Origin of the sequence: Burkholderia sp. BKH01, assembly GCF_025685725.1 — a bacterium.
GTDB lineage: Bacteria > Pseudomonadota > Gammaproteobacteria > Burkholderiales > Burkholderiaceae > Burkholderia > Burkholderia pyrrocinia_C.
On record NZ_JAOTQT010000005.1, the window covers coordinates 182,382 to 205,969 of the forward strand.

General features: G+C 61.4%; 19 protein-coding genes and 2 pseudogenes. 4 read left to right on the plus strand and 17 right to left on the minus strand.

All coding sequences use genetic code 11. From position 1 onward, the window contains the following. Window positions 1-19: 19 nt before the first annotated feature. Window positions 20-427 carry a DUF2000 domain-containing protein gene (locus OEJ37_RS10765; RefSeq protein ID WP_263344248.1) on the plus strand — a complete coding sequence of 136 codons (408 nt, stop codon included), beginning with the start codon at window positions 20-22 and terminating at the stop codon, window positions 425-427. A gap of 27 nt (window positions 428-454) precedes the next feature. Here the strand turns inward: OEJ37_RS10765 and OEJ37_RS10770 are convergent, their stop codons facing one another. From OEJ37_RS10770 to OEJ37_RS10795, 6 genes are all read right to left on the minus strand, one after another. Continuing rightward, the gene (locus tag OEJ37_RS10770; protein ID WP_263344249.1) at window positions 455-805 is read right to left on the minus strand and encodes a VOC family protein; all 351 of its coding nucleotides are present in this window, start codon (window positions 803-805) and stop codon (window positions 455-457) included. A gap of 218 nt (window positions 806-1,023) precedes the next feature. Beyond that, window positions 1,024-1,725 (minus strand): ABC transporter ATP-binding protein, encoded by a 702-nt coding sequence (locus OEJ37_RS10775; protein WP_263344250.1) that lies wholly within the window; start codon window positions 1,723-1,725, stop codon window positions 1,024-1,026. After that, complete coding sequence (gene livG, locus OEJ37_RS10780; RefSeq protein WP_174417537.1) at window positions 1,725-2,498, minus strand: high-affinity branched-chain amino acid ABC transporter ATP-binding protein LivG; 774 nt, start codon at window positions 2,496-2,498, stop codon at window positions 1,725-1,727. Before livG ends, OEJ37_RS10775 begins: the two co-directional genes overlap by 1 nt. Further along, complete coding sequence (locus tag OEJ37_RS10785) at window positions 2,495-3,766, minus strand: high-affinity branched-chain amino acid ABC transporter permease LivM (protein WP_175918448.1); 1,272 nt, start codon at window positions 3,764-3,766, stop codon at window positions 2,495-2,497. Before OEJ37_RS10785 ends, livG begins: the two co-directional genes overlap by 4 nt. An 11-nt stretch (window positions 3,767-3,777) precedes the next feature. Beyond that, window positions 3,778-4,704 carry a high-affinity branched-chain amino acid ABC transporter permease LivH gene (livH, locus tag OEJ37_RS10790; protein ID WP_085038717.1) on the minus strand — a complete coding sequence of 309 codons (927 nt, stop codon included), beginning with the start codon at window positions 4,702-4,704 and terminating at the stop codon, window positions 3,778-3,780. A 172-nt stretch (window positions 4,705-4,876) separates the two neighbouring features. Beyond that, window positions 4,877-5,995: a branched-chain amino acid ABC transporter substrate-binding protein gene (locus tag OEJ37_RS10795; protein ID WP_175944128.1), complete on the minus strand. Its 1,119-nt coding sequence runs from the start codon at window positions 5,993-5,995 to the stop codon at window positions 4,877-4,879. 813 nt (window positions 5,996-6,808) lie between these two features. On the opposite strand from OEJ37_RS10795, the gene OEJ37_RS10800 reads away from it, so the two are divergent. Continuing rightward, entirely contained in the window at window positions 6,809-7,432 is a 624-nt protein-coding gene (locus tag OEJ37_RS10800) for a hypothetical protein (RefSeq protein ID WP_263344252.1), read from the plus strand. Window positions 7,433-7,739: 307 nt separating this feature from the next. Here the strand turns inward: OEJ37_RS10800 and OEJ37_RS10805 are convergent, their stop codons facing one another. Genes OEJ37_RS10805 through OEJ37_RS10815 form a run of 3 tightly spaced genes read right to left on the minus strand, consistent with a single transcriptional unit; the run spans window position 7,740 to window position 10,949 of the window. Next, complete coding sequence (locus OEJ37_RS10805) at window positions 7,740-9,053, minus strand: dicarboxylate/amino acid:cation symporter (RefSeq protein WP_263344254.1); 1,314 nt, start codon at window positions 9,051-9,053, stop codon at window positions 7,740-7,742. Window positions 9,054-9,099: 46 nt separating this feature from the next. Then, entirely contained in the window at window positions 9,100-9,981 is an 882-nt protein-coding gene (locus OEJ37_RS10810; protein ID WP_263344255.1) for an ornithine cyclodeaminase family protein, read from the minus strand. 29 nt (window positions 9,982-10,010) lie between these two features. Next, the gene (locus OEJ37_RS10815; RefSeq protein WP_263344256.1) at window positions 10,011-10,949 is read right to left on the minus strand and encodes a PhzF family phenazine biosynthesis protein; all 939 of its coding nucleotides are present in this window, start codon (window positions 10,947-10,949) and stop codon (window positions 10,011-10,013) included. 294 nt (window positions 10,950-11,243) lie between these two features. Between OEJ37_RS10815 and OEJ37_RS10820 the strand changes: the two genes are divergently transcribed. After that, entirely contained in the window at window positions 11,244-12,068 is an 825-nt protein-coding gene (locus OEJ37_RS10820) for a helix-turn-helix domain-containing protein (protein ID WP_263344257.1), read from the plus strand. Window positions 12,069-12,459: 391 nt separating this feature from the next. Continuing rightward, window positions 12,460-12,914 (plus strand): annotated as a pseudogene (locus OEJ37_RS10825) (transposase); the annotation flags it as partial. 7 nt (window positions 12,915-12,921) lie between these two features. Here OEJ37_RS10825 and OEJ37_RS10830 read toward each other — a convergent pair. The 8 genes and pseudogenes from OEJ37_RS10830 to OEJ37_RS10865 all read right to left on the minus strand — a co-directional run. After that, window positions 12,922-13,362, minus strand: coding sequence for a hypothetical protein (locus OEJ37_RS10830; RefSeq protein WP_263344258.1), 441 nt, complete (start codon window positions 13,360-13,362; stop codon window positions 12,922-12,924). Window positions 13,363-13,834: 472 nt separating this feature from the next. After that, complete coding sequence (locus OEJ37_RS10835; RefSeq protein ID WP_263344259.1) at window positions 13,835-14,224, minus strand: SMI1/KNR4 family protein; 390 nt, start codon at window positions 14,222-14,224, stop codon at window positions 13,835-13,837. Window positions 14,225-14,462: 238 nt separating this feature from the next. Then, window positions 14,463-15,260, minus strand: coding sequence for a hypothetical protein (locus OEJ37_RS10840; protein ID WP_263344261.1), 798 nt, complete (start codon window positions 15,258-15,260; stop codon window positions 14,463-14,465). Between the two features lie 6 nt (window positions 15,261-15,266). Beyond that, window positions 15,267-19,754: a DUF6531 domain-containing protein gene (locus OEJ37_RS10845; protein ID WP_175918457.1), complete on the minus strand. Its 4,488-nt coding sequence runs from the start codon at window positions 19,752-19,754 to the stop codon at window positions 15,267-15,269. A 7-nt stretch (window positions 19,755-19,761) separates the two neighbouring features. Beyond that, complete coding sequence (locus OEJ37_RS10850; RefSeq protein ID WP_175918458.1) at window positions 19,762-20,184, minus strand: DcrB-related protein; 423 nt, start codon at window positions 20,182-20,184, stop codon at window positions 19,762-19,764. A 21-nt stretch (window positions 20,185-20,205) separates the two neighbouring features. After that, window positions 20,206-22,326 carry a type VI secretion system Vgr family protein gene (locus OEJ37_RS10855; protein ID WP_263344262.1) on the minus strand — a complete coding sequence of 707 codons (2,121 nt, stop codon included), beginning with the start codon at window positions 22,324-22,326 and terminating at the stop codon, window positions 20,206-20,208. A gap of 132 nt (window positions 22,327-22,458) precedes the next feature. Further along, window positions 22,459-23,157 carry a type VI secretion system baseplate subunit TssF gene (locus OEJ37_RS10860; protein ID WP_263344263.1) on the minus strand — a complete coding sequence of 233 codons (699 nt, stop codon included), beginning with the start codon at window positions 23,155-23,157 and terminating at the stop codon, window positions 22,459-22,461. After that, a pseudogene (locus OEJ37_RS10865) lies at window positions 23,114-23,575 on the minus strand (type VI secretion system baseplate subunit TssF); the annotation flags it as partial. The gene OEJ37_RS10860 and the pseudogene OEJ37_RS10865, both read right to left, overlap by 44 nt. Window positions 23,576-23,588: the final 13 nt, after the last annotated feature.

Below are 23,588 nucleotides of genomic sequence, written 5' to 3' on the forward strand. Positions count from 1 at the left end.
GCCCCAATGAGGAGCAAGCATGTTCGATACGAAAGTGGCACTGATCGTGCGAGACGATCTCGCGGCGTGGCAGAAACTCAATGTCGTCGCGTTTCTCGCGACGGGCGTCGCAGCCGGCGCGCGCGAAGCGCTCGGCGAGCCTTACGAGGACGCGGCCGGAAATCGCTACGGCAGGATGTTCGGCCAGCCGATGCTGGTGTTCGCGGCCGATTTGAACGGATTGCAGGGCGCGCACCGGCAGGCGCTGTCGCGCGAACTCCGGATCGTGCCGTACGTACGCGCGATGTTTTCGACCGGGCACGACGCGGCCAACCGCGAAGTGTTTCGCGCCGAGGACGCGGCGAATCCCGATTTGGTCGGACTGGCGTTGCACGGGCCGAAGAAGGCCGTGGACAAAGCGGTGAAGGGGCTGGCGTTGCATGCGTGAACGCCGGTGCCGGTTCGCCGTTTTGGGTCAGCGATGCGCCAGCACGTTGACGAGCTTGCCGAACGGATCGCGCACGTAAAAACGCCGCACGCCCCACGGCTCGTCGGCCGGGCCGTATTCGACGGGAATGCCCGCCGCATGCACACGCGCGAGCGCTTCGTCGAGATCGTCGACCTCGATCGACAGGTCGGGCGTCGGCGTGTCCGACCCGCCCTGCGATGCGAAGCTGATCTGCACGTCCATCTGTTCGGCATTGCCGTACGTCGCGATCCAGCCGTGATCCATCAGCAGGTCGAGACCGAAGATCTGCTGATAGAAACGCTTCGCGTCGTCGATCGATTGCGTGTCGATATTGGCGACGATCCGTTTGACTTTCATCGGAGTCCTCCGCAGTGCGATTGAGATCCGACGCAGCAATGGCCATCTATTTGCGTCGATCCAGACAGACCACTGAGATGTAGCCGAATCGGCCAGGATCGAAGCCGAATCGGCTACCTATTTTCTGCAGGCCAGCGTGCGGAAGCATCGCAAGTACGAGACCGCAGCAAGCAGGTCGGCAGCGCCGCCGGCCCGTTGCAGGCCGGCGGCATCGTACATCAACCGCCGAGATACGCCTGCTTGATCCGATCGTTCGCGAGCAAATTCGCGCCCGTATCGGCAAGCACCACGCGCCCGGTTTCGAGCACATACCCGCGATCGGCCACGCCCAGCGCCTTGTTCGCATTCTGCTCGACCAGGAACACCGTGACGCCTTCGTCGCGAATCGTCCGGATGATGTCGAAGATCTGCGCGATCACGAGCGGCGCGAGGCCGAGCGTCGGCTCGTCGAGCAGCAGCAAGCGCGGCTTGCTCATCAGCGCACGGCCGATCGCGAGCATCTGCTGCTCGCCGCCCGACATCGTGCCGGCCCGCTGCATCGCACGCTCCTTCAAACGCGGAAACAGCTTGAACACATGCTCGATGCCGTCGTCGATCTCGTGACGGCTCGCGAAGAACCCACCCATCTTCAGGTTCTCGAGCACCGTCAAACTCGGAAACACGCGCCGCCCTTCCGGCGAGATCGCCATCCCCTGCCGCATGATCTGGTGCGTCGACATCGCGGTGATGTCGTTGCCCTCGAACAGCACGCGGCCCGACGATGCGCGCGGCGTGCCGCACACGGTCATCATCAGCGTTGTCTTGCCGGCGCCGTTGCTGCCGATCAGCGTGACGATCTCGCCCTTCTTCACCTCGATCGACACGCCCGCGAGCGCCTCGACCGCGCCGTAGTGCGTATGGACCTGTTCCAGCTTCAGCATCACTCTTCCCCCAGATACGCCTTGATCACGCGCGGATCGTTGCGAACCGCTTCCGGCGTGCCGATCACGATCGGCCGGCCGTGCTCCATCACGAGGATGCGGTCCGACACGCCCATCACGAGACTCATGTCGTGTTCGATCAGCAGCACCGACACGCCGAACTCGCGGCGCAGCTTGTCGATCAGGTGCTGCAGCTCGATCTTCTCCTGCGGGTTGAGGCCGGCCGCCGGCTCGTCGAGCATCAGCAGCCGCGGCTCGGTGATCATGCAGCGCGCGATCTCCAGTCGCCGCTGGTGCCCGTACGACAGCGTGCCGGCCGGCCGGTTGGCGACCGACTTCAGCCCCATCCGGTCGAGCCACACGGCCGCGCGTTCGAGCGCTTCCTTCTCGGCGCGGCGATACGCGGGCGTCGAGAACAGGCCGGGCAGCAGCCCCGCCTTCACCTTGCGATGCTGCGCGACGAGCAGATTCTCGACCACCGTCAGCGACTTGAACAGGCGGATGTTCTGGAACGTGCGCACCAGGCCCTTCACCGCGATCTTGTGGCTCGGCAGCCCCGCGATCTGGTGGCCGTCGAGTTCGACCGCGCCGGAGGTCGGCTTGTAGAAGCCGCCGACGCAATTGAACACCGTGGTCTTGCCCGCACCGTTCGGCCCGATGATCGCGAACACCTCGTCGCGGCGCACGTCGAAATCGATGCCGTCCACCGCGAGCAACCCGCCGAAGCGCATCTGCAGCCCGGCGACCTTCAACAGTTCTGCATTCGCGCTCATTGCGGCAGCTCCACGTGGGGACGGCTCGCGGGCAGCAGGCCCTGCGGACGCCACATCATCATCAACACCATCACCAGACCGAAGATCAGCATCCGGTACTCGGCGAAGCCGCGCGCGACTTCCGGCAGCACGGTCAGCAGGATCGCCGCGAGAATCACGCCGAGCTGCGAGCCCATCCCGCCGAGCACGACGATCGCGAGGATCAGCGCCGATTCGATGAAGGTGAACGATTCAGGATTCACGAGGCCCTGGCGCGCCGCAAAGAACGCACCGCCGATCCCCGCGAACGATGCGCCGAGCGTGAACGCCGACAGCTTGATGCGCGTCGGGTTCAGGCCGAGCGACCGGCATGCGATCTCGTCGTCGCGCAGCGCTTCCCACGCGCGGCCCATCGGCATGCGGATCAGGCGGCTCGTCACGAACAGCGTGAAGCCGACCAGCACCAGCGCGATCAGGTACAGGAAGATCACCATGTGCTCGCCGCTGTATTCCAGCCCGATCAGCTCATGGAAGGTCTTCGCGCCTTCGACGCTCGCCGAGCGCGCCATCTCGAAACCGAACACCGTTGGCTTCGCGATGCCCGAGATGCCATCCGGGCCGCCGGTGAGGCTCGTCAGGTTGTTCGCGAGCAGGCGGATGATTTCGCCGAAGCCGAGCGTGACGATCGCGAGATAGTCGCCGCGCAGCCGCAGCACGGGGAAGCCGAGCAGGAAGCCGAACGTCGCCGCCGCGATCGCGGCGAGCGGCAGGCATTCCCAGAACGATAGCCCGAAATACTGGTTCAGCATCGCGTACGTATAGCCGCCGACCGCGTAGAACCCGACATAACCGAGATCGAGCAGCCCCGCGAAACCGACCACGATGTTCAGCCCGAGGCCGAGGATGACGTAGATCAGCGCGAGCGTCGCGACGTCCACCGCGCCGCGCGAGCCGAAGAACGGCCACACGAGCCCGACCGCGAGCAGCACCCACACGACCACGCGCTGCTGCTGCGCGCCCATCGCGGGCAGCGCCGGCAGCTTCACCGCCGATTTCGCGCGCACGAGCCACGGCTTGAACAACTGGAACAGGAACACGGCCGCGACCGCGATCCACACCGGCCGCCAGTGCGGCGTGAGCACGACCTGGTAGCCGTCGAGCTTCAACTGCAGCCCGAGCACGGGAATCGTGAGGATCGCCGTCAGGAATGCGGCGGCCATGGCATTCTTCAGCGCCTGGCCGAACGACGCGTCGGCGGCCGGGCGGCGAACGGAAATGACTGTACTCATCTGCGTCTCCCTTAAACCTTTTCGATGTCCGACTTGCCGAGCAGGCCGGTCGGGCGGAAGAGCAGGATCAGCACGAGCAGGCCGAACGCGACGACGTCCTTGTACTCGGCCGGCATGTAGCCTGCGGCGAAGGTTTCGGCAAGGCCGAGCAGCACGCCGCCGAGCATCGCGCCCGGGATGCTGCCGATCCCGCCGAGCACCGCGGCGGTGAACGCCTTGATGCCCGCGACGAAGCCGATATACGGATTCAGCTTGCCGATCGTCAGACCGATCAGCACGCCGCCGACGGCGGCCAGCATCGCGCCGAGCACGAACGTGAACGAGATCACGCGGTTCGTGTCGATGCCGAGCAGGTTCGCCATCTTCATGTCCTCGGCGCACGCGCGGCACGCACGGCCCATCCGCGAATGCGAGATGAACAGCGTGAGCGCGATCATCAGCACGACCGTCACGCAGACGATCATCAGGCGCGAATACGGGATGGTCACGTCGAAGTCGCCGCCGAGGTGGATGTCGAACGCGCCGGAGATCAGCACCGGCACGGACACGTCGCGCGCGCCCTGGCCGATCTGCACGTAGTTCTGCAGGAAGATCGACATGCCGATCGCGGAGATCAGCGGCACGAGGCGCGGGCCGCCGCGCAGCGGCCGATACGCGACGCGCTCGACCGCGAAGCCGTACAGGCCCGTGACGATCACCGACACGATCAGTGCGGCGCCGAGCACGAGCGGCAGCGGATAACCGGCGGAGATGCCGATCGCGGTCAGGGTCACGAGGCCCACGTACGCGCCGATCATGTAGATCTCGCCGTGGGCGAAGTTGATCATGCCGATGATGCCGTAGACCATCGAATAGCCGATGGCGATCAACGCATAGATCGCACCCAGCGTCAGGCCGTTGACCAGCTGCTGGGCGAATTGCGGAAAGAAGTCAGTCATGTGCGGGAAGCTCCCGTTGGCGTCGCGTCGCTTGCCACAGCCGGATCACGGCTGCGGCCGCGCGCAACGCACGGTGTCGTCTCGGGCCGCCCGTTGGCCGCGGAACGGCCAAATGCGCACGCGCTCCGCCCGGGTGACGGGCAGAGCGGGTGCGCGGGGCGGGTACTCCGTATTACTTGGCGGCGGTCTTCGTCGCGTCCTTGTGCCACGTGTACACGACGAACTTGAACGCCTTCAGGTCGCCCTGTGCGTCATACGACACCTTGCCGATCGGCGTGTCGAACGTCGTCTTGTGCATGTACGCGGCGACCTTGGTCGGATCGGTCGTCTTCGCTCCCGCGATCGCGTCGGCGATGATCTTCACCGCTGCGTACGACGGCATCTGGAACGGGCCGTTCGGGTCGCGCTTCTTGTCCGCGAACGCCTTCACGAGCGCCGCGTTGGCCGGGTCGGCCGAGAAGTCGGCCGGCAGCGTGACGAGCATGCCTTCCGAAGCCGGGCCGGCGATCGCCGTCACGTCCTTGTTGCCCACGCCTTCGGGGCCCATGAACGTTGCCTTCACGCCCTGCTCGCGCGCCTGGCGCATCAGCAGGCCCATTTCCGGGTGATAGCCGCCGAAGTAGACGAAATCGACGCCTTGCGACTTCAGCTTCGTGATGATCGCCGAGTAGTCGGAATCGCCGGCGTTGACGCCTTCGAACAGCACGACCGGGATCTTCGCGGCTTCGAGGTCCTTCTTCACCGACGACGCGATGCCCTGGCCGTACGACTGCTTGTCGTGCAGGACAGCGACCTTCTTCGGCTTCACGTTGTTGATGATGTAATGCGCGGCGGCCGGGCCTTGCTGGTCGTCACGGCCGATCGTGCGGAAGATGAAGTGGCGCTTCTTGCCTTCGGTCAGCTGCGGCGCGGTGGCCGACGGCGTGACCATCACGATGCCTTCGTTTTCGTAGATGTCGGACGCGGGAATCGTCGAACCCGAGCACACGTGGCCGATCACGTACTTGATCTTCTGGCTGACGATCTTGTTGGCGACGGCGACGGCCTGCTTCGGTTCGCATGCGTCGTCCATCATCACCACTTCGAACTTGTTGCCGCCCGCGCCGCCTGCCGCGTTGATCTGCTCGATCGCGGTCAGCGCGCCGGCCTTCACCATGTCGCCGTACTGGGCGACCGAGCCGCTCATCGGACCAGCGATGGCGATCTTCACGGTTTCCGCTTGCGCGGCGGCGGCGCCCGCGGCGAACAGCACGGCGGCGACGGAAATGGACGTAAGACGGGACAGCGTCATCTGGGAGCTCCTCGATGTTGTTTAGTCATACGGGCAAAGGCGGCATGACTTGCGCAATCGAACAGCACCCGGGGCGAGGACATGGGACACGCCCGAGACACATAGAAGACGGAACTCCGGCGGAATGTTGCGTAGCGGGGCCCGGCTCTTGCAGTCCCCGAAGGGGACGTCTGGTTCGGAAAGACATCGTGATGCGTCTTGCATTGCGCAAGCGTTTCGCCTGCCCCGCTTGCCAAACCGCTTGATCGGAGGGATGGTCCGACAGCCGTTGGCAAGGCAGCCGAAATTATATGGGCGTTTTTAAATCGTCTGTCAAAAATGCCGGTCGAGTGAGGGAAAACACGTAGGGATGATGTGACAGTCGGTAGCAATGACGGCGCAACCTTTTGGTGTCGACAACGTTTGCTGGCGGTGCAATCTGGTTGCTATCGGGGTGGGTTTTCTGGCGCTGTGCCTTGTCGGGATTGAGGTCGGGTGATAGGCGAGCTTGTGCGGCTTGGGTCGGAGTGGGTAAAGGGTCGCATCGTCGCGGTTCAATCGACTGATGATTGGTTTGGTGGGCACCATTGCGGTGCGTCGGGTGGAGCGGCTCAAACATACTGTTTGCCGACTGTTTTCGTTCTCACGAAAGGTACTTGTTAATAATGTGAAATAATACGAATTCGCCTCTGCAATCCAGCCAGCCTTCCTCCAAGTCACGTCCGCCGCGCCTCGGAGCCGCTTCAGAGCCGCTTCGACGGCCGTCCGTTGCCCAGCCGCCAGCCAGTGATCTGCCGTTTTTTTTCATTGCACATCACCTGATTTGGATCGCTGATGAATCATCCCTTCCGTCTTACTTCCGCCGCCGCGTTTGCGTGTGCGCTTTCTGTTTCCACCGCCAATGCGTCGGGCCGCGATACGCTGGCCGATCGGTCGGCGGGTGCCAATGTGTTTCGCTCGGAGCGGCGAGCTGCTGCTCGTGATGATGGGCATGCGACACGTATGAGCCGACGCCGCGTGCAGTACGCAGCGCCCGTGGAACGGAGTCCGTTCGATACGCCGGATACGCGGCCGCTGCGTGTGTCGGGCGATACGCTTGTGGCACCCCAGCCTTCGCCTGAACACGAACCCGATTTGGTATTGCCCGCGAATCGCGTCGCGCTCGGCGCGGGTGGCAGCGATAGTCTTGGGCGCGCGCTGCCCGGGTACGAACAGCGCGAGCAGAACTGGAATGAATATCTGCGGGCTAACGGATCGCGACCGGCTGGTAGTGGCGGTTCGTATGCGCCGGCTCGTCCGTACGATGCCGCACGTGGTCCTCACGGCGCGCCGAATCCGTTTGATCCGTCTGTGCCGCAACCCGAGACGCGCACGTTCTACGACAACGGCGCGGGCGCGCATTGCACAGCTACCGGCGGTGCGGGGACTTCGCGGTCGTCTTGCAATATCGCGTGGTGATGCGCTGGGGTGGCCGATAGCAGCAGCCCTCCCCGGCACGCTGCGCGACGTCGCGCAGCGCGGCCGCATCTTGCGGCGTTGCCTTGCTTCGCGCCCCGAGTTGCAGATACAACTCGACCGCCCGAACGCGTTCTTGGTATGAATACATGGACTACCTCCAAAGTAGTCCACGATTTTGTCCGCATCCCCGGTGGGTTAAGACTCGGTGAAAATCAACACTCTAGCCACTGCGGAAGGCGAGCGTCACAGCAGATCACAACGCAGCCTTTTCGGCAGCCTACGCTTATAGAGTGGTTGGAGCAGCGCCTCACACTCCCGCAATAGCCCCTTCGTCGTCCGAGCGAATCCCGTCCTTGTGATGTCCGCCGGCATCATCGACCGAAACATCCGCGGACGACGGCGCGAGCACGTTTTCCCATTTCGCGACGGCGGCCGAGGCGACCGCATTACCCAGCACATTGGTCGCCGTGCGCCCCATGTCCAGGAAATGATCAACGCCGATGATAAGGAGCAGCCCGGCCTCGGGGATATTGAACTGGCCCAGTGTCGCGGCGATGACGACCAAGGAGGCGCGCGGCACCCCGGCCATGCCTTTGCTGGTCAGCATCAGGATGGCAAGCATCGACAACTGCTGCACAAACGACAGATGAACGCCATACGCCTGCGCAATGAACAGCGTGGCAAATGTGCAGTACATCATCGTGCCGTCGAGATTGAACGAATAACCGATCGGCAAAACGAAGCTCGCGATACGTTCGGGGACACCGAAACGGACCAGTTGTTCCAGCATCTTCGGATAAACGGACTCGCTGCTGGCCGTACTGAAGCCGATCAGCATCGGCACGCGCATGAAACGCACAAGCGAAAATACCCTGCGCCCGAACAACACGCCACCGGCCAATACCATCAGAAGCCATAGCACGATCAGGCTTCCGTAGAATTCGCCCATGAACCGGCCAAAGGTTACGAGAACCGACACGCCGCGCGTCGTCACGACGTTCGCGATCGCACCGAACACCGCAAACGGCGCGAGCGCCATCACATAGCCGGTCACTTTCAGCATGACGTGAGCGACCTGGTCGAGCATGCGAACGACGAGTTGCGCCTTGTCGCCCAGCGTCGTAAGCCCGACGCTGAAGAAGGCGGCGAACACCACGATCTGCAGGATTTCGTTGTTCGCCATCGCCCCCACAATGCTGCTGGGCACTAGATGCACCACGAATTCCTTGGGCGACAGCCCGCTCGTGCTCAACCCGGTCGAGGCGTTGATCGCGGGCAACGGCAGGTTGAGCGCGCTGCCGGGCTTCAACCAGTTGGCGATCAGCGCGCCCAGCGCGAGCGAGATGAACGACGCGAAGAGAAACCAGCCCAGCGTCCTGATCCCGATGCGGCCCACCGCGCGCACATCGCCGATCTTCGTCACACCGATGACGAGTGAGCAGAACACGAGCGGCGCGATGATCATCTTGACCAGGCGCAGAAACACGTCGGCGAGAAGCGAGAAATAGCCGCCGACCTGGTTGGCTGCATCCGCGTTGGGCAGCATCGCGTGACAGGCAACGCCGGTTGCGATGCCGAGCACCATCCCGACAACAATGCGTGCAGCAAGAGGAAATTTCATGAGTGTCTCCAAGCGTATCTTTGACAAACGACATTGACGAGAGGCGTCACGCGCCAAGCCGCAGGTAAGCCATATGCGCGACGGCCGCGTCCTGCAGGGCGATGCCGACTGCCTTGTAGATCACGATGTCGGGGGCGTCCCGTGCGCGCTGCTCGTCGGCGCCGATGACGGTCGAAAGGTCCACGATCGTCCTGCTGTCGATCACGGCACGCGACGGGCGCAGCAGGTCACCCGTTTCGAACGGCGTCTGCTGCATCCAGTCCACGACGATGCGCGAGGCCGCGAGCAACGACGCGTCGTCGAGTTCGCGTTGATCGGGACGCGTCGCGCCGATACTCGCGACGAATGCACCCGGTCGTAGCCACTCGCCGCGTATGACCGGTTCGGATGCACGCGTTGCGACGACAACGATGTCGGCGGCGGCGCACGCTTCGGCATCGACCACCGATACGTTGAGACCGAACCGATGCCCGAGGCTGTCGGCAAGTGCATGCGCGGATACGGCATCGCGGCTGTGAATCATCACTTCGCGCAATCCGGCTCGTCCGGCCAAGGCCTCGGCATGAGCCCGCGCCTGCACGCCACTGCCGAACAGTCCGAGGCGTCGGCTCCCCGGACGCGCCAGATGTCGGGCCGCAAGCGCGGTGGTCGCGGCCGTGCGCACGCCCGTGATCACATCGCCCTCGAGCATCGCGAGGAGCCCGCCATCGACGAGCGAAAACAGCGCGATGTAAAAGCGGAACTGCCCGTCGATCGTCGTGTACATCTTTATCGCCGCGACCTTGGCCTGGCCCAGCATTGCGCTCATTGCGCTGAACTTCACGTCGGACAAGCCGATGCGTGCGCGAGGCTGAACGGCCGCTGTGCCGTTCTGCAGGTCGAGATAAGCATCGCGAATGGCGTCCGATGCGAGGCGCACGTCGAGCACTGCCGCGATCTGGTCGTTGGTAAAGATCTTCATTGCTGCGGCTCCAGCATCATGCTTTCGACTGCGCCGCTGATCCAGCAGCCCGCGTCGGCGTTGTCGGGGTCTCGCATTTCGACCCGGATGCTGGACGGCTTGCCCATCGCGTACCCTTGATGCACGGTCATGCCCGACGCGCCGTGCGCGAGCAGGCCGTAGTGCAACGCACCGTAGAGGGTCGCGGCCGCGGCGATACCCGTCGCCGCATCTTCCGGATACCCGGACGAGCGCGGAAACTGGCGCGCGTGCACCTCGAGAGGTTGTGTACGCTCGACCGCAAACGGATAAAGGCCCGTCGATTCGAGCTGGTCACATAGCGCCTGCACCTTTTCGAAGGACGGCGTCAGTGCATGAAGTCGCTGCACCGAGCGAATCGGTATCAGCGTCTTGGTCCGGCTCGTCGTGGCGTTGACGATGCCGAGAGCATCCAGATCGTCAGCATCGATGCGCAGCACATCGCATATCGCGGCGTGCAGCCGCGCGTCTTCGATCGATTGCACGATGCCTTTGGGCTGGCTCACTTCGATGGATTGCGTGCTTTCGTCAAAGCGAGCGTCGACGATGCCGCTCGATGTCTCGAGCGTCGCGACGCGGGATGTCCAGCGGCCAAGCCGCCGCAGAAGCCACAATGCGCCGAGCGTCGCATGACCGCACATCTCCATCTCGTGCCGGGGGACGAAGAAGCGCAGACGATACGTGCTGCCCGTATCACGCGGTGCGCACACGAATGCGCTTTCGTGACCGTAGCGCGCGGCGATCGCCATCATCTCGTCCGCCGACAGCGAATCCGCATCCAGTACGACGGGCGCGGGGTTGCCGCCGCCCTGCCCTGCGGGAAAGACGCGCACGAAATGCATGCCACCGTGCGGGGGTAACCGGGATGTGGCATTGGGGGAATGAGGCAACAAGGACGGGACATTCTCGACCGACATGAACTGGCTCCAGCGTGTAAGTGACGCCAGCATGCCGAACGGGAACCAAAGTTTCGCCGCCTATTGGGCCACGACAAGCACACAACCGGGCCAATCGGGCGTCCGGCCCACCGCGCGGGAGTCCGCGCACACCCGTGTTTTCCCTGAGAACCGGGCTTGGCTGGCTGCGTGAGTGCCCGGCTACGTGCACGGAAGGTTGTACCGCTATACTGGGACATCCCATTGATACAGCGGTCCACAAGGCCCGCTATGGCCAGTCGCTACCCACCGCATGGAGCGCCCAAGGGTAAATTCGTGAAGCACTATCCGACCGCCAATACCCACTTGTCCGAAAATCGCATTGCCGATGTTCGGCAGGTTTCGATCGGCGATTACCGCACGCAGCCCCACGAACATGACGAGTACATGTTCTTGCTGCCGCGCACCGGCCAACTGATCCTGAACGTCGAATCGAACGCCTCGCCCTTGCGCCTGGCGCCCAAGTCGTTTGTCGTGGTGCCGCCGCAGCGCCTGCACGATACGCACGGCTATCGGAAGGAGCAGGAACACGTTGCCGTCTATGTGGCGAGTGATTTCGTCGCGTTCTGCGAGCGCAAGGCGCAAAGAAGCCTGTCGTGCGCGAAGATTGCCATCCGGTCCGCGCCGTTGGCGCTGCTCAACGCGATGCGTCTCGCCACCGACACCGGTCAGCACGACGTCGGCGAACTCGCAGCCTATCGGCGGGAACTGACTAACAAGACGTTGGCGGCCACGTGCGTCGAAGCGGGACTGATCGCGGGCCATCTGCCGTTGACACCCATCGACGCGCGCCGTGAACTCGTGAAAGACATTCGGGGATTTCTCGACGCGACACTCGATCAATCGATGGGACTCGATCGCATTGCCTACGAGTTCGGTCTGTCACGGCGCACGTTGACGCGCCTGTTTCGCGACGTCACTGGCGAATCCATCGTCGACTATCAATCGCGGCAGCGTGTGCATCACGCCACGCAGCTATTGCAATCACCCGGCATGACGGTCGTTATGGCGGCGGCAGCGGTCGGTCTCGATTCACCGTCCTATCTCGCCCGCCTGTTCCGGAAGCACGGATTGGCGCTACCGCGATCCTTCAAGGCGTAACCTCGAAGTGCACATGCCCGAAGCGCCGATGGCGACGCGGCATCCCCGGATCTTCTGAAGGCTGAAATGTGCCAGCCTCAGTACTCGGGCGCGAGGAGGACGTATCGTCAGTCTAGAATTTGCCATCAATTTCCCTGACCTGCCTGATTTCTTCGGGCCATTTCAATCTTGGATAACGGCCCCGGTTGAATCCGAGTTTGAATTGGCAATCGTTCTGTCGTGGTAAGGTTCCCAATCTCGTTGGTGCGTTCATCCCGGCGCACGATTGGTACGCGACCGCGAATGGCGGTTCTGGGGTGCGGATTCAACCCGTCGATGCAACGTCAGGATTCTTTGACCGCCAAACGGCAGGTTATGGCCCTAGCGGTCACTCGCGACCAACAGATCCGAACCCGAGGACCGCGCGCACCCAAGTTCTAAGCACCACATCCTCGAAGACGCCAACGGCATTCCTGTCGGCGCAATCCTCATCAACATGAATCGCAATGACGTCACCAGTTACTGCCTCTGCTTGACGTCATTTCATCCATTCGCGGCGTACGTGGCCAGCCGCCGCTTCAGCAATCCACGGTCATCTACGCAGACCGTGGCTAGGACTCGGAGGCGCATCCCCAGCAGCTTCGCGAGCGCGGCACAAATCCGGGGCTTGCCAAGCGTCGGACAAAGCACGGCAGCGGTCTGGGAAATTTCCGCTGGGGTGTGAAACGTACTCACGCATGGCCACACAACTTCCGCCGTCTTCCCATTCGCTTCGAACGTCGGGGCGATATTCACGAAGCATTTCTCAAACTCGGATACTCCCTCGTCTGCTGGAGTATCTTGAGACGGATCAAGCAGCCATTTTAATCTACCTCTAAATAATCCTATTCCATGAGCCGTTTTCCGCCTTCTCCGGCTCGACGAATGCCCAGATCGAATTGCAATGGGTGCAGCGATAGTACATTGTGGAACCAACCGACCCTGCCCTCTCGAAATCGAAAACCGGCGGAGAAATTTCCGCGAGAAATCCATTGGCAACAGCGGCATCACGGCGCTGTGAATATTGCTGATATTCCACGCGTGACACGAACTGCTTGGGCGAACCGATACTGCGGCAGCGTGCGCACGCCGGCAGTAACTGAGCGATCACTCCATTACTCTGAGCTTCGCTTCCTCGTCTTATCTTCAGTAATTGACCTCGTGGAATTTGTGCCTCGACACGCACTCCTTCTTTGTCTAACCACGCGCGAAGTTGTTGCAAATCGATATCTTGATCGCGATAGCGGCGGAGTATATTCTGAACATCTTGATCCATGACGTTCACACCCATTTGCCGACCGGAACAATCCAGTCGTCAGACCACGATTTTGTTGTTCCCATGAACCGATTCTGTCCGCCGGCTCCGTCCGCTGGGTAGAACGATGACTCAAGCTCCCATCCAACCGGCAGCTTTCCTCCAAGCGATCTCGGAACGGTTGCCGAAGATAGCTTCGATGTCTGAATCTTCAACAATACGTCTGGCGCTCCCCAATGTTGAAAACCTGGCCACGGTCCATCAGCACGCCTTGATTCGTCCCGACGTAGTCTGTCGACATGTAAATTCCTGCACCTTTATAGACACTGATACTGCCTTGTTTTCAGAAATTTCGACAGCGCGCCACGTCGTTGCGCGATAGACATAGTCCCGAGACCCGATCTTCTTTCCCATCGGTTTACATCCCTGCAAGCCTAAGAGATCAAATCCAGCCAAGTCAGAACGTCAATCCATTTGGTCGATTATTACAGCGTCATGCATAGGCATCACCGTAATTTTTCGCCTTCCAAAAAATATCAACCCCTGAACTTCTATAAAGCTCTCCGAGCAACTCCGCAAAGCTCAGCGCTACAACTGGACAGCTTCCAGCTACGCCGTGAATTTCGAAATTGCTATCACAACATCGTCCATTCCTCTCCCTGGACGTATCTATAGATATGTAATCCCCGCCATCCGTTTTGCAGATGGCATACCAGGAAAAAGAAATATCACCCTCCCACGGCCGCCCCACAATAAGCATATTGGTCTGCAGCACTTCGTCGGCAGGCAATATCTTGAATGAGACATTATCCTTTCCCGCCCTAAACAAAATTACACCACCGCAGAGACTATAGAATTCCACAAGATCATTCGGATATGCCATGTCAGAGCTTGGCAGGGGTGGCAGACTTCCGCCCACTGGCAACACTTGGCATCTGCTGTCGGATCTTATGCTATCGATGATTTCCTTAATCGACCTCATGCCTTACCCGGAGTGGTAAATTGCAAACTTCACCGGACGCTTACACCTCGACTTCCCCACGCCATCACCTCATTCTCTTCACGCGTACGAATGTAAAACCAGCGAGTCGCTTACGACTAGCGTAGTTCAGGAAACGAGGTCACGGCAGTTTTCGCGCTGGCCTATTCGCCGGTGCTTTTTGCCAGGCCAGCAATATTCCTGCCTCTCCGCACGCGTTGTTTACTTCGAGCAGGTCCGCCTTCTCGACCGACCAGAGCCACATATTGTTTGGAATACTTGTCAGTGATCCTCGAGATGAATCAGACCCGATCCATTCCTTCAATGAAAGATCGTTGACACGAATTTCAAGGTGCGTCTCATTGAGAACATTCAAAGGATAAATCATCCTGAGTTTCGTTCCTTCATAGCTCGCCGATCCCGGCACCCTACCAGGGAGCTCTCTGGTGAAAAGAGACGTATTCTCAAAGGTAAAAATTCTAATTAAATTGACACCAGTCGAATACTTATATGCGAGCGATGAATTTTCCGCATCGTAAGCGATAGCATACTTAAAACGCATATGCATCGCGATATTTTCCAGAAATCCCTCTATTTCCTTATTTATTTCGTAAATTGATTTACCCACCTGAACATCAATAAAAGATAGCCCCCCGTACTCCGGAACATTGTAACCAAATGAAATAGCCGGAGCACCATCCTTTTCTTCGTCGTTACGCACCTGAAATGCAGTGACTTCTCCGGTCGAAATTTTTCCCCTTAATTCAGCAAGAGACGCTTCACGATCGTCAATAAATCGCTCGCCGTTCTGGACGACAAATTCCAAAAAAACCGCCCTCGTTGCCTCCCCACCAAATCGAAGAAAGAGGTTTTCAGCCATTGACAGAGCGGATGCGGCCTGAGTCGGATCGGTCCCGTAAATTACGATTCCTGCGTTCATATCTTCTCAGATTCCTGATATCAAATTATCCAGATCAGTCTTTATCGCCTGCGCGTCATACGGATGCTCAAATACAAGGATGTCACCTCGCTCACTTGGAGGAAGATTTTGCATCGCGTCATAGTTTCGCGATGTTAGCGTTCGCAGTTTTGAGCCCATATCGGTTCGGGATGCCATTTCGATAGCATGCACTTTACCATTGACGTCTACCGCCATAATGTCGGGGCGTCGTGCTGAAACGGCATTATCCGTAGCAAAATTGTACGACCGGTTCAGATAGATTTCCTTGAATTTCCCACTCATCGCGAGCTTGTTAGCGATCACTTCCGAGAACTGGTCGTGTCCCGGCGTTCCATCCTTTTGCCCCTTGCCGTATATCTTCGTCCCATTGACCTCCCGTTCCGGGCATTGCTGTAATCCGAACGGATCAACCCACTCGCTTGGTTCATGAACATAGCCCTGGGTACGGAATCCGCCTGCAAGTCCGAGCGGGTCAATGCTCAGGTACTGCGCCGAGTCCGGATCGTAATAGCGATGGAGGTTGTAGTGCAGGCCCGTTTCCTCGTCGCACCATTGTCCCGGAAACCTCAACGTCGCATCGATCGGCACGACATCACCATCGTTAGCGGCGCCTCGTACCGGCAACACTTTCCCCCAGAGCGTATGAGAGGCTTTGAAGACCGTCTTGCCGCGTATGTCGAATACCGCCTTCGCCTGGCCGACCTGATCAGTCAGGATAGGGTAGAGACCATCATTTGTCTCCTGTGCCAGTGGCGAGAAGCTTCGAGGCTCTATATGCCAGGTCACCACCTGTCCCGTCGTACCGTCCCGCTGCTCGATCCAGCGCTCAGCCAGCGTCGGACCGTCCCACAGGAACTTCACGGTTTCATGGCTGCCGATCTGCTGTTTCTCGACCCGGCGATTGAAGGCATCGTAGCGATACCGCCAGACGCCTCGTTCGGGGGTCACGACCTTTACGATCCGGTTGAGGCCATCCCATGTGTATTGCCACGTCTTCGGCCGAAACCCCGGTTGTTCGACCGTCTTCTCGATCGTGCGGCCACGTGCGTCGTACCGATAGCGTGCATAGCCGATCCGTTCCGGCAAGCCGCCTCGGCCGTAATGGTGAGCATCCACCGGAGCTTGCCGCCCATGCGCGGCAATATTCATCGCCGCGTCGTAGCGAAAGTGCTCAGCAGCCTGCAGCAGACTTTCCGCAGAGACGATCTGGCCACGTGCGTCACGCCGGTACGTGAGCGTATCTGCGTTGGAGTCGACTCGCTCCAGTTGTCCGGCCGCGTCGTAGTGATAGACCTGCCGCGTCAATTGCTCGAGCGCACGGGCTGGGTCGGTTTGCAAAGCATCGAACGCTGCGGTAGGGCCTGCGATCTGTCGGCGAATACGACCGAGCACATCGTAGTGCTGCTGCGCAACGAACTCCCCCGCTTGCCGACCGATTTCGCGTCCCAGGCCGTCGCGCTGGATCGTTAGCCCGCCCACCTGCGTCAGGGCACCCAACGCATCGTATGCGTAGACCGTCTCACGCCGTGGCGTCATCCTCAGGCGCCGCTGTCCATCAGCGTCGTAGATGTGCCGCAACAGGTCGCCGTGCTGATCCTCGCCGATTACGCGTCCGTTCCTATCGTAGGCAAAGCGCGTCACATGAGAGCGCTCACCTCGCACCTCGGCCGATTCCAGTCGTCCGACCACGTCGTACCGATAAGCGAGCTTCACGTCTCCGGCATCGACCTCGACGAGCCGGTCGAAACCATCGTACGTGTAACGCCACTGTCCACCATCCGGCAGCGTTTTCACGAGCAGGCGATCGCCAGCGTCCCGCTCGTATTGCGTTGTGCGGCCGCCCCAATCGATTTCGGCCGCAAGACGCCCGGCCGCGTCGTAGCAGTATGTGTAGGACTCGCCCAGTGCGTTGATCACCTTCGTCAACCGGGTCGCATGGTCGTACTCGAAACGCGTGGCATGGCCAGCCGCGTCGATCGACGCCGTGAGCAGATCGAACGGGCCATAGGTTCGCTGGATCGTGCGCCCAATCGGATCGGTCCACTCGACCGGCAGGCCCTCACTGTTGTATCGCACGCGTGACACTGAGCCATCGGGGCGCGTGATCGCGCTCAGCAGGCCTCGCGGATTGCCAGGACCGTCGGCATAATCGAAGCGTGTCACATGCCCGTCGGGCGACGTTTCCTCCAGCACCCGGCCCAGCACGTCGATCTTGCGCCGGAAACGCGCACCGGTCGGCAATTCGATGTCGGTCAGTCGCAACCGGTCGTCGTAGTCGAGGCGGGTTTCGCGCTCGCCTGCGACGATGCGCAACAGTTCGCCATTCGGGCCGTAGCGGTAGGTCGTCTTGGTGCCATCCGGCTCGGTGCGCGCAATCAACCGGCGCAGATGATCGTACTCAAGCTTGATCCGGTCGCCGTGCGGCAAGCCCACCGAGGTGAGAAGCTGCGCGTCGTCGTATTCGAAGCCGATCGTACGCCCCGAGCTTTCCGTGACCGAAACCAGTTGACCGAGATCGTCATAGCGGTAATCAGTCTTGCGCCCAAGCGGATCGATCCGTGCCATCAAGCGGCCGAGCTCCCATTCGGAGACAACGCAATGGCCAAGCGAATCGGTTTCCGCCGTGACGAGACCTTCGTCGTTATAGTCGTAGATCCATTCGCCGTCGACATCGATCACGCGCGTGCGGCCGTCTTCGTAGGCGAACCGGCCGGTGTGATAGTCCTGACGGGTGCCTGTCTCGACGACGCGCCCGGCGGTGTCGTACCGATATCGGACATCGGTCTGGTCCGTATCCCGCCATTGGGTCATCCAGCCGCGCTCATCGTACGCGTAATGGAACTGCCCAAACTGGAAGCTCGCCACATGGGTAAGCATGCCGTTCTGGTAGCCGTAGTCCACGAGCGTTCGAACGCCGCCGTCCGCATCGTGAAGAACGATTCGTTCCGGTCGCCGGTCGCGCTCGTGATAGGCAACTTCGAGCCGATAGCCATCACTATGGGTCAGGTTGCTCAAACGGCCCGTGAGATCGTATGAGAAGGCTACCGCGTTGCCGTCGAGGTCCTCGATCCGCTCGAGGCGAGAAGAACGGCCCGTGACGAGAGGCGAGAAAATGCGCAGTTGCCGCGTATCGCGGTCAAAGATGCGCGGTTCGAGTCGACTTCCGACCAGCCGATAACGCGGCTCGCGCAAGTTGACGCCGTCGAGCGCCATGTCCGGCGCGTCGAAACCGGTCACAAGACCTGCGCCGTCGTGGAATCTCACGAAGCGGCCGCCGTCGAATGTCAGGTGCTGCGACCAGTTGTCCGACCAACGGTGACCAAGCAGTCCGTGATCGTCCGATCGAGTTCGATAGCGTCGATTGAACTCAAGTGGCAGGATTCCGGGAATGGCGAGGTCCGTGCGGATCTCCAGCATTTCTCCGGATACCGGATCGATCGGATCCTTGCACTTCGGCCGACTTTCATCCTTGATGCCCGTTTGTTCAGCGGATCGGGTTGGCTCGGGCTTGAATTTTTCGCGCAACCCCTTGCCGGCAAATTTCCCGACTCCGCCACCTACGATCCCACCGAGCAAACCCGCCAGAAACTCCTGAGTCGCCGACAACTCCGGGTTCTTCGGACCATACTGCCCCGTCGTCTTGTCGATCCAGATGCTGTTGCGCCCAGAGTTGACCTTGCCGCTACAGTGAGTCTCGTGGCCGATCCGCACCAGCGGCAGGCCGTTGACAAAGACGGTTTTGCTACCGTCGACGAGTGCCTGCGGCACGCCGGAATGGTGATCGCATTTCACCAGGTCCGTTACGCGCGCAACCTTTTTACCTTCAAAATACACATTGCCCGAGCCGGTGACGATCTCGCCACAGTTGCTGCCCATACTTTGGCTGGCCGACGCCAGCGCACCTCCCAGAGTCAGGCCGCCCGCCATGCACGCCCCGACGATCAACGCACCGGCGAGTCCACCTGTCGCCACGGTCGCTGCCACTGCCACGCCAATCGCAACTCCTACGGCAATGCCGGCGAGGATCCCCATAAAGCCCGACGAGTGCGCGATCCGATCACCGATGCATGCGGGGTGCGGATCGCCACGGCCGATTGTCAGGCCCAGTGCATCACCGACCTGCGTGAATTCCTTTGAGAGCCAGCCCGTAACGCCGACTTTGTCGAGCGCCCAAGCTCCACCGACTGCAATCGCCAGCGGCAGCATCGCCGTACCGGCAGCGATCGCACCCGCGCCCAATGCCGCCCCGCCGGTTGCGCCACCCGCCAACGCCGTACCCGCCGCACTCAACCCGGCGGCCGTCCCCTCAAGCGTAGTCAGACCTGCGTCGGCACCGAGCATCCCATAGTTGAGGTTCTCGTAAAACGGCTGCTCGGTCGCTTTGGCAGCTTCACCGTCCTCCAGCTTGGCGATCTGATCGAGACGCTCTTGTGCGCTACCGCTCGGCTCGTTGTAATTCGGCGTGTCCGACATTGCGGCCTCAGATCGGATCGCGCAACTGAAGGCTCTGGATCACAGCCTGGATTTGTTCGCGCTGGGTATCGCTCAGCGTACCGGGCGCGGTGAAGGTCAGCATAAGCACCACCTGCCCGTACTCCACCATCGTCAGCCGCTGGTGAATCGGCGCCTGATTGTTCGTCCAAGTAAACTCATGCACGTGTGCGGCACGCCCGGACACGTTGGCATCTTCATTGGCCACCTCGGCATAGTCCGGCACCTGCTTTGCCACCTTCCTAATCTCGCTTGCCACGTATTCATTGAACCTCATGCCCCACGGCAGCCGCTCGCGCGTGATCACGAAACTCACGCCTTCCGTGCCGGTCGCTGCCGACACGAATACGTTCATCGTCTTGTCCTGCCACTCCACCGGGAGCGCCAACGTGCCTTCTTGCATCTGGTACATGCTTTGTTTTCCTGATGGGTGTTAGCCGTTCTTCGGGTTGATGTCGGTCCGGGATGCCTGGATATTGATGTTGCTGTCGTCAAGGTGAATCACTGACTCGCCCTTATAGATGTCGATCGAGTCGGCCGTCATGTGGATTCGCGTACCGCCATCGCCGCCGATCTTGATCCAGAGTTCTTTGGCTTCGAGCGTATGCACACCCTGCGGAGTCTGATGCAGCGTATTTCCCTGCACTACAACGTCTGACAGATTGCCGACTGCGATAGCCGTCGTGTGGTTTCCCTTCCCGACCTCGACGGTCCGGTCGCCTTTGAGAACTTGAGTCCACTGCGCGTCCTCGACAACGGTATGCATGTCCTTCTGCGCATGCATGTAGAGCATCTGCGCACCATTGACGTCGCTCATCAGCAACTCGTTCGACCCCTGCCCCTTGTGCGTCTGGCTCTTGATCCCCATCGTCTGGCCGGCGGCCCCGTGGTACGGGTTGCCTTGCTCGCCGTTGAACACACGGCCAACGATCACGGGGTTATCCGGATCGCCCTGATTGAACGCGACAAGCACTTCCTGTTTGATCCGCGGAATCGCAGCCGCCCCCCAACCGTCGCCCGCCCACGGCTGCGACACGCGCACCCACATCGAGTCGGAGCCATCCTTCTTGCCGCGCCGGTCCCACGGAAAATGCACCTTCACGGCGCTCCCGTTGGTGTAGATTTCCTCGCCCTTGGGACCGACGACGATCGCCGACTGCGTGCCATGAATCACCGGTTTCGGCGTCCCGCGCGGCGCACGATACGGAATCTTCTTCGGCAGCAACGCGAAGCTGTTGCGGTACGGCAGTTTTGCGCTGTGCTGCGTGTAGTCGTTCACCGCCTCGTGACGCACGTGCAGGATCACGTATTCCTGGTTGTTCTCGAGGACCGGGTGATTCGCCACGTTGACGGCGCCGGCGGTGGTCATGCGCCACGCGTAGCCGCCGCCGGTATAGCGATGGGCCTGCGCCTCCTCGGCCTCCATCGCAAAACGCGCATAGCGGTTGCCGTCGTCGCCGTGGTCGTACAGCGACTGGTGCTCGAACCGCTCGGTCGAGTCGAGCCGCGCGTGCTTGAGGTTCTGCGGGCCGGCTTCCACCAGCATCAGCGGCGACGACGGATTCTGATGATTGAAGTCGCGGAACGTGACCTTGCCGACACCGAAGCGCCGACCTTCGTGCAACTGGTCGATGCCGCTGTCCTCGCTCGCCTCGGTGGCAGCGAACGGCACAGTTGCCAGCCCATCGATCGGGCGGAACAGCAAATTCGTGTCGCCGATCACAAGCATGTGCTTGTCCTTCTCGTAGCGGTGCGTCCAGACCAGCCCTTCCTGCTCCATCAACCGCGCGCAGAAGTTGTAGTAGGACTCCTGGTACATCACCACGTATTCGAGCGGTTTCTGGCTCGTCCGGATGTCGAACACGAAATCGGAAAATCCGTGCTCCTGGAAAATCTCGGTGAGGATGTCCTGCGCGGTCTTGTTCTGGAAAATCCGGCAGTCGGTCGAGCGCGTCAGGAACCAGAACCACGGCACGGCCGTCAGGTGGTACTGCGTGACATTTCCAGGATTGCCGGCCCGGTCGAACGACGCGACGTAGCCGTCGAAGTAACGGTCGTTCTCGCCGGCACCCGACGCAACGACGCGTTCGAGCGTCGACAAGCGCGCCTGCTGATCGAACCGGATCTTGACCTGCTGGCCGATCAGGTCGTCGGGGCGAAGGTCGTGGCGATGCGACAGCAGGTCGAGGTGGATTTCCGGCAACCGGTTCACGTATTCGTCGACGACGGCGGCGCTGACCAGCAGCACGTCCGGGCCGAGCGGCGTGTCGAGCGTGACGTAGCGATTGAGCTGGGTCAGGCGCGCGGGGTTGGCGGCGCCGTTGATCGCTTCGGCAACCGCGCCGGGCGTCTTGTCCATCAGCGAGAAGCCGGTCTGCGCGAGCTGCAGCGCACGCTGGACGGTATCGACGTGCCCGGCCAGGCCCGCGAGCGGCCCGACGCTTCCGGCAACACTCGAGGCGACCGGGCCTGCCAGGCCACCGAGTGCGCTCAAGGAGCCGAGCGCGCTACCGCCCAAACCATTGGGAATACCCCCGTTCGGAGCGAAACTCATTCTTGTTCCTTGCTTGTGATCTCAGGTTCCGTGGGCCGGCTAGCCGGCCCAAAGCCCCGTTAATGTAGGACAAATTCCGACCGCGCGAAAGGCGCCCGCAAACGTTTTCGTTCGAGCCCCGAAAATCAAAAACTAGACCAACGGTTGGACGCCGGGGCAGGGTTGGCCACGGCGCAGCGGCGCGCCGGTTTGCGCCGAGAACAGCACAATCTGCACGAAGTTGGTGACAGGAATGTAGGGGGCGAAGAACCGATCCATCACGTGCGCGAATCCGCCAAGACTGAACCCGGCGAAACGCTGTTCATCGACCACCAACCGCACTTCGAGCCCCTGCACGATCGCCGACGCCGGCTTGCCGGGCATCCAGCGGCGAACCCGTGCGGTCAACAACGAGACGAGCGCATCGAAGCGCCGCCCGGCGTCGACCGAGCATTCCGCCCAGCGGGCGCAGAGCTGCGTCAGTTGATCCAGACCGCCTTTGTCGAGACGAATCACCTGCGGCACAAGCAAGGACAACACATCGCACAGTTCGCCGTAGCGGAAAGCCAGCGGCCGGCTCCGGGTCGGCCGGTTCAGCAGCGCGATCGTCCCGACCGGATCGCCCGCGCGCAAGGCCAGCTCGCACTCCCGCATCGCGGACAGATCGCCCTGGGTACAGGACAGCCGGATCGCCAGTTTGCGATGCCCGCGATCGGCTTGAGCGGTCGCATATCCAGCTCGACAAAATCGAAGCGCTCCGGGACGGCGCAGCACTCCATCAGCATGGTGAAACGGCCCGAGCGCATCGTCACGCGGCATATCGAGCAGCGCGTCGGCCGGCTCGAGGCCCACGGCCGTGAATACCGCGCCCGGAAGCCGCTTCCAGCGGCCGGATTCGTCGGCCTCGGCGAAACCGCGTACGGCAAACAGCAGGACAGCGTCCGTGAGTGCCGCGACGATCTCGCGCGCCGGTGAAGTGCAGACGCAACCTGTCCGGCACGATCGCGAACGTGGCTTCAGGCGAGGTCAGCTCAAACGTGACGGTCAGCAAGCCGGTCGTGTCGGACAGCAACGCCGCATCGCGCGGCGCAATCGCCGACGTCGTGTAACGCACCGCCGCGACGGTCAACGGCACAATCTCGACTTCATCCGTCATGCGAAATACTTCGCGACCGGCCGGTGCGATCAGTTTGGCGCCGCGGGGGATGAAACGGGGCGCAGTCTGTTTGCTGGTCAGGTCGCCATGAAATTGCGCAATCGCGCAGGAAGGAAACGGGCTGAGC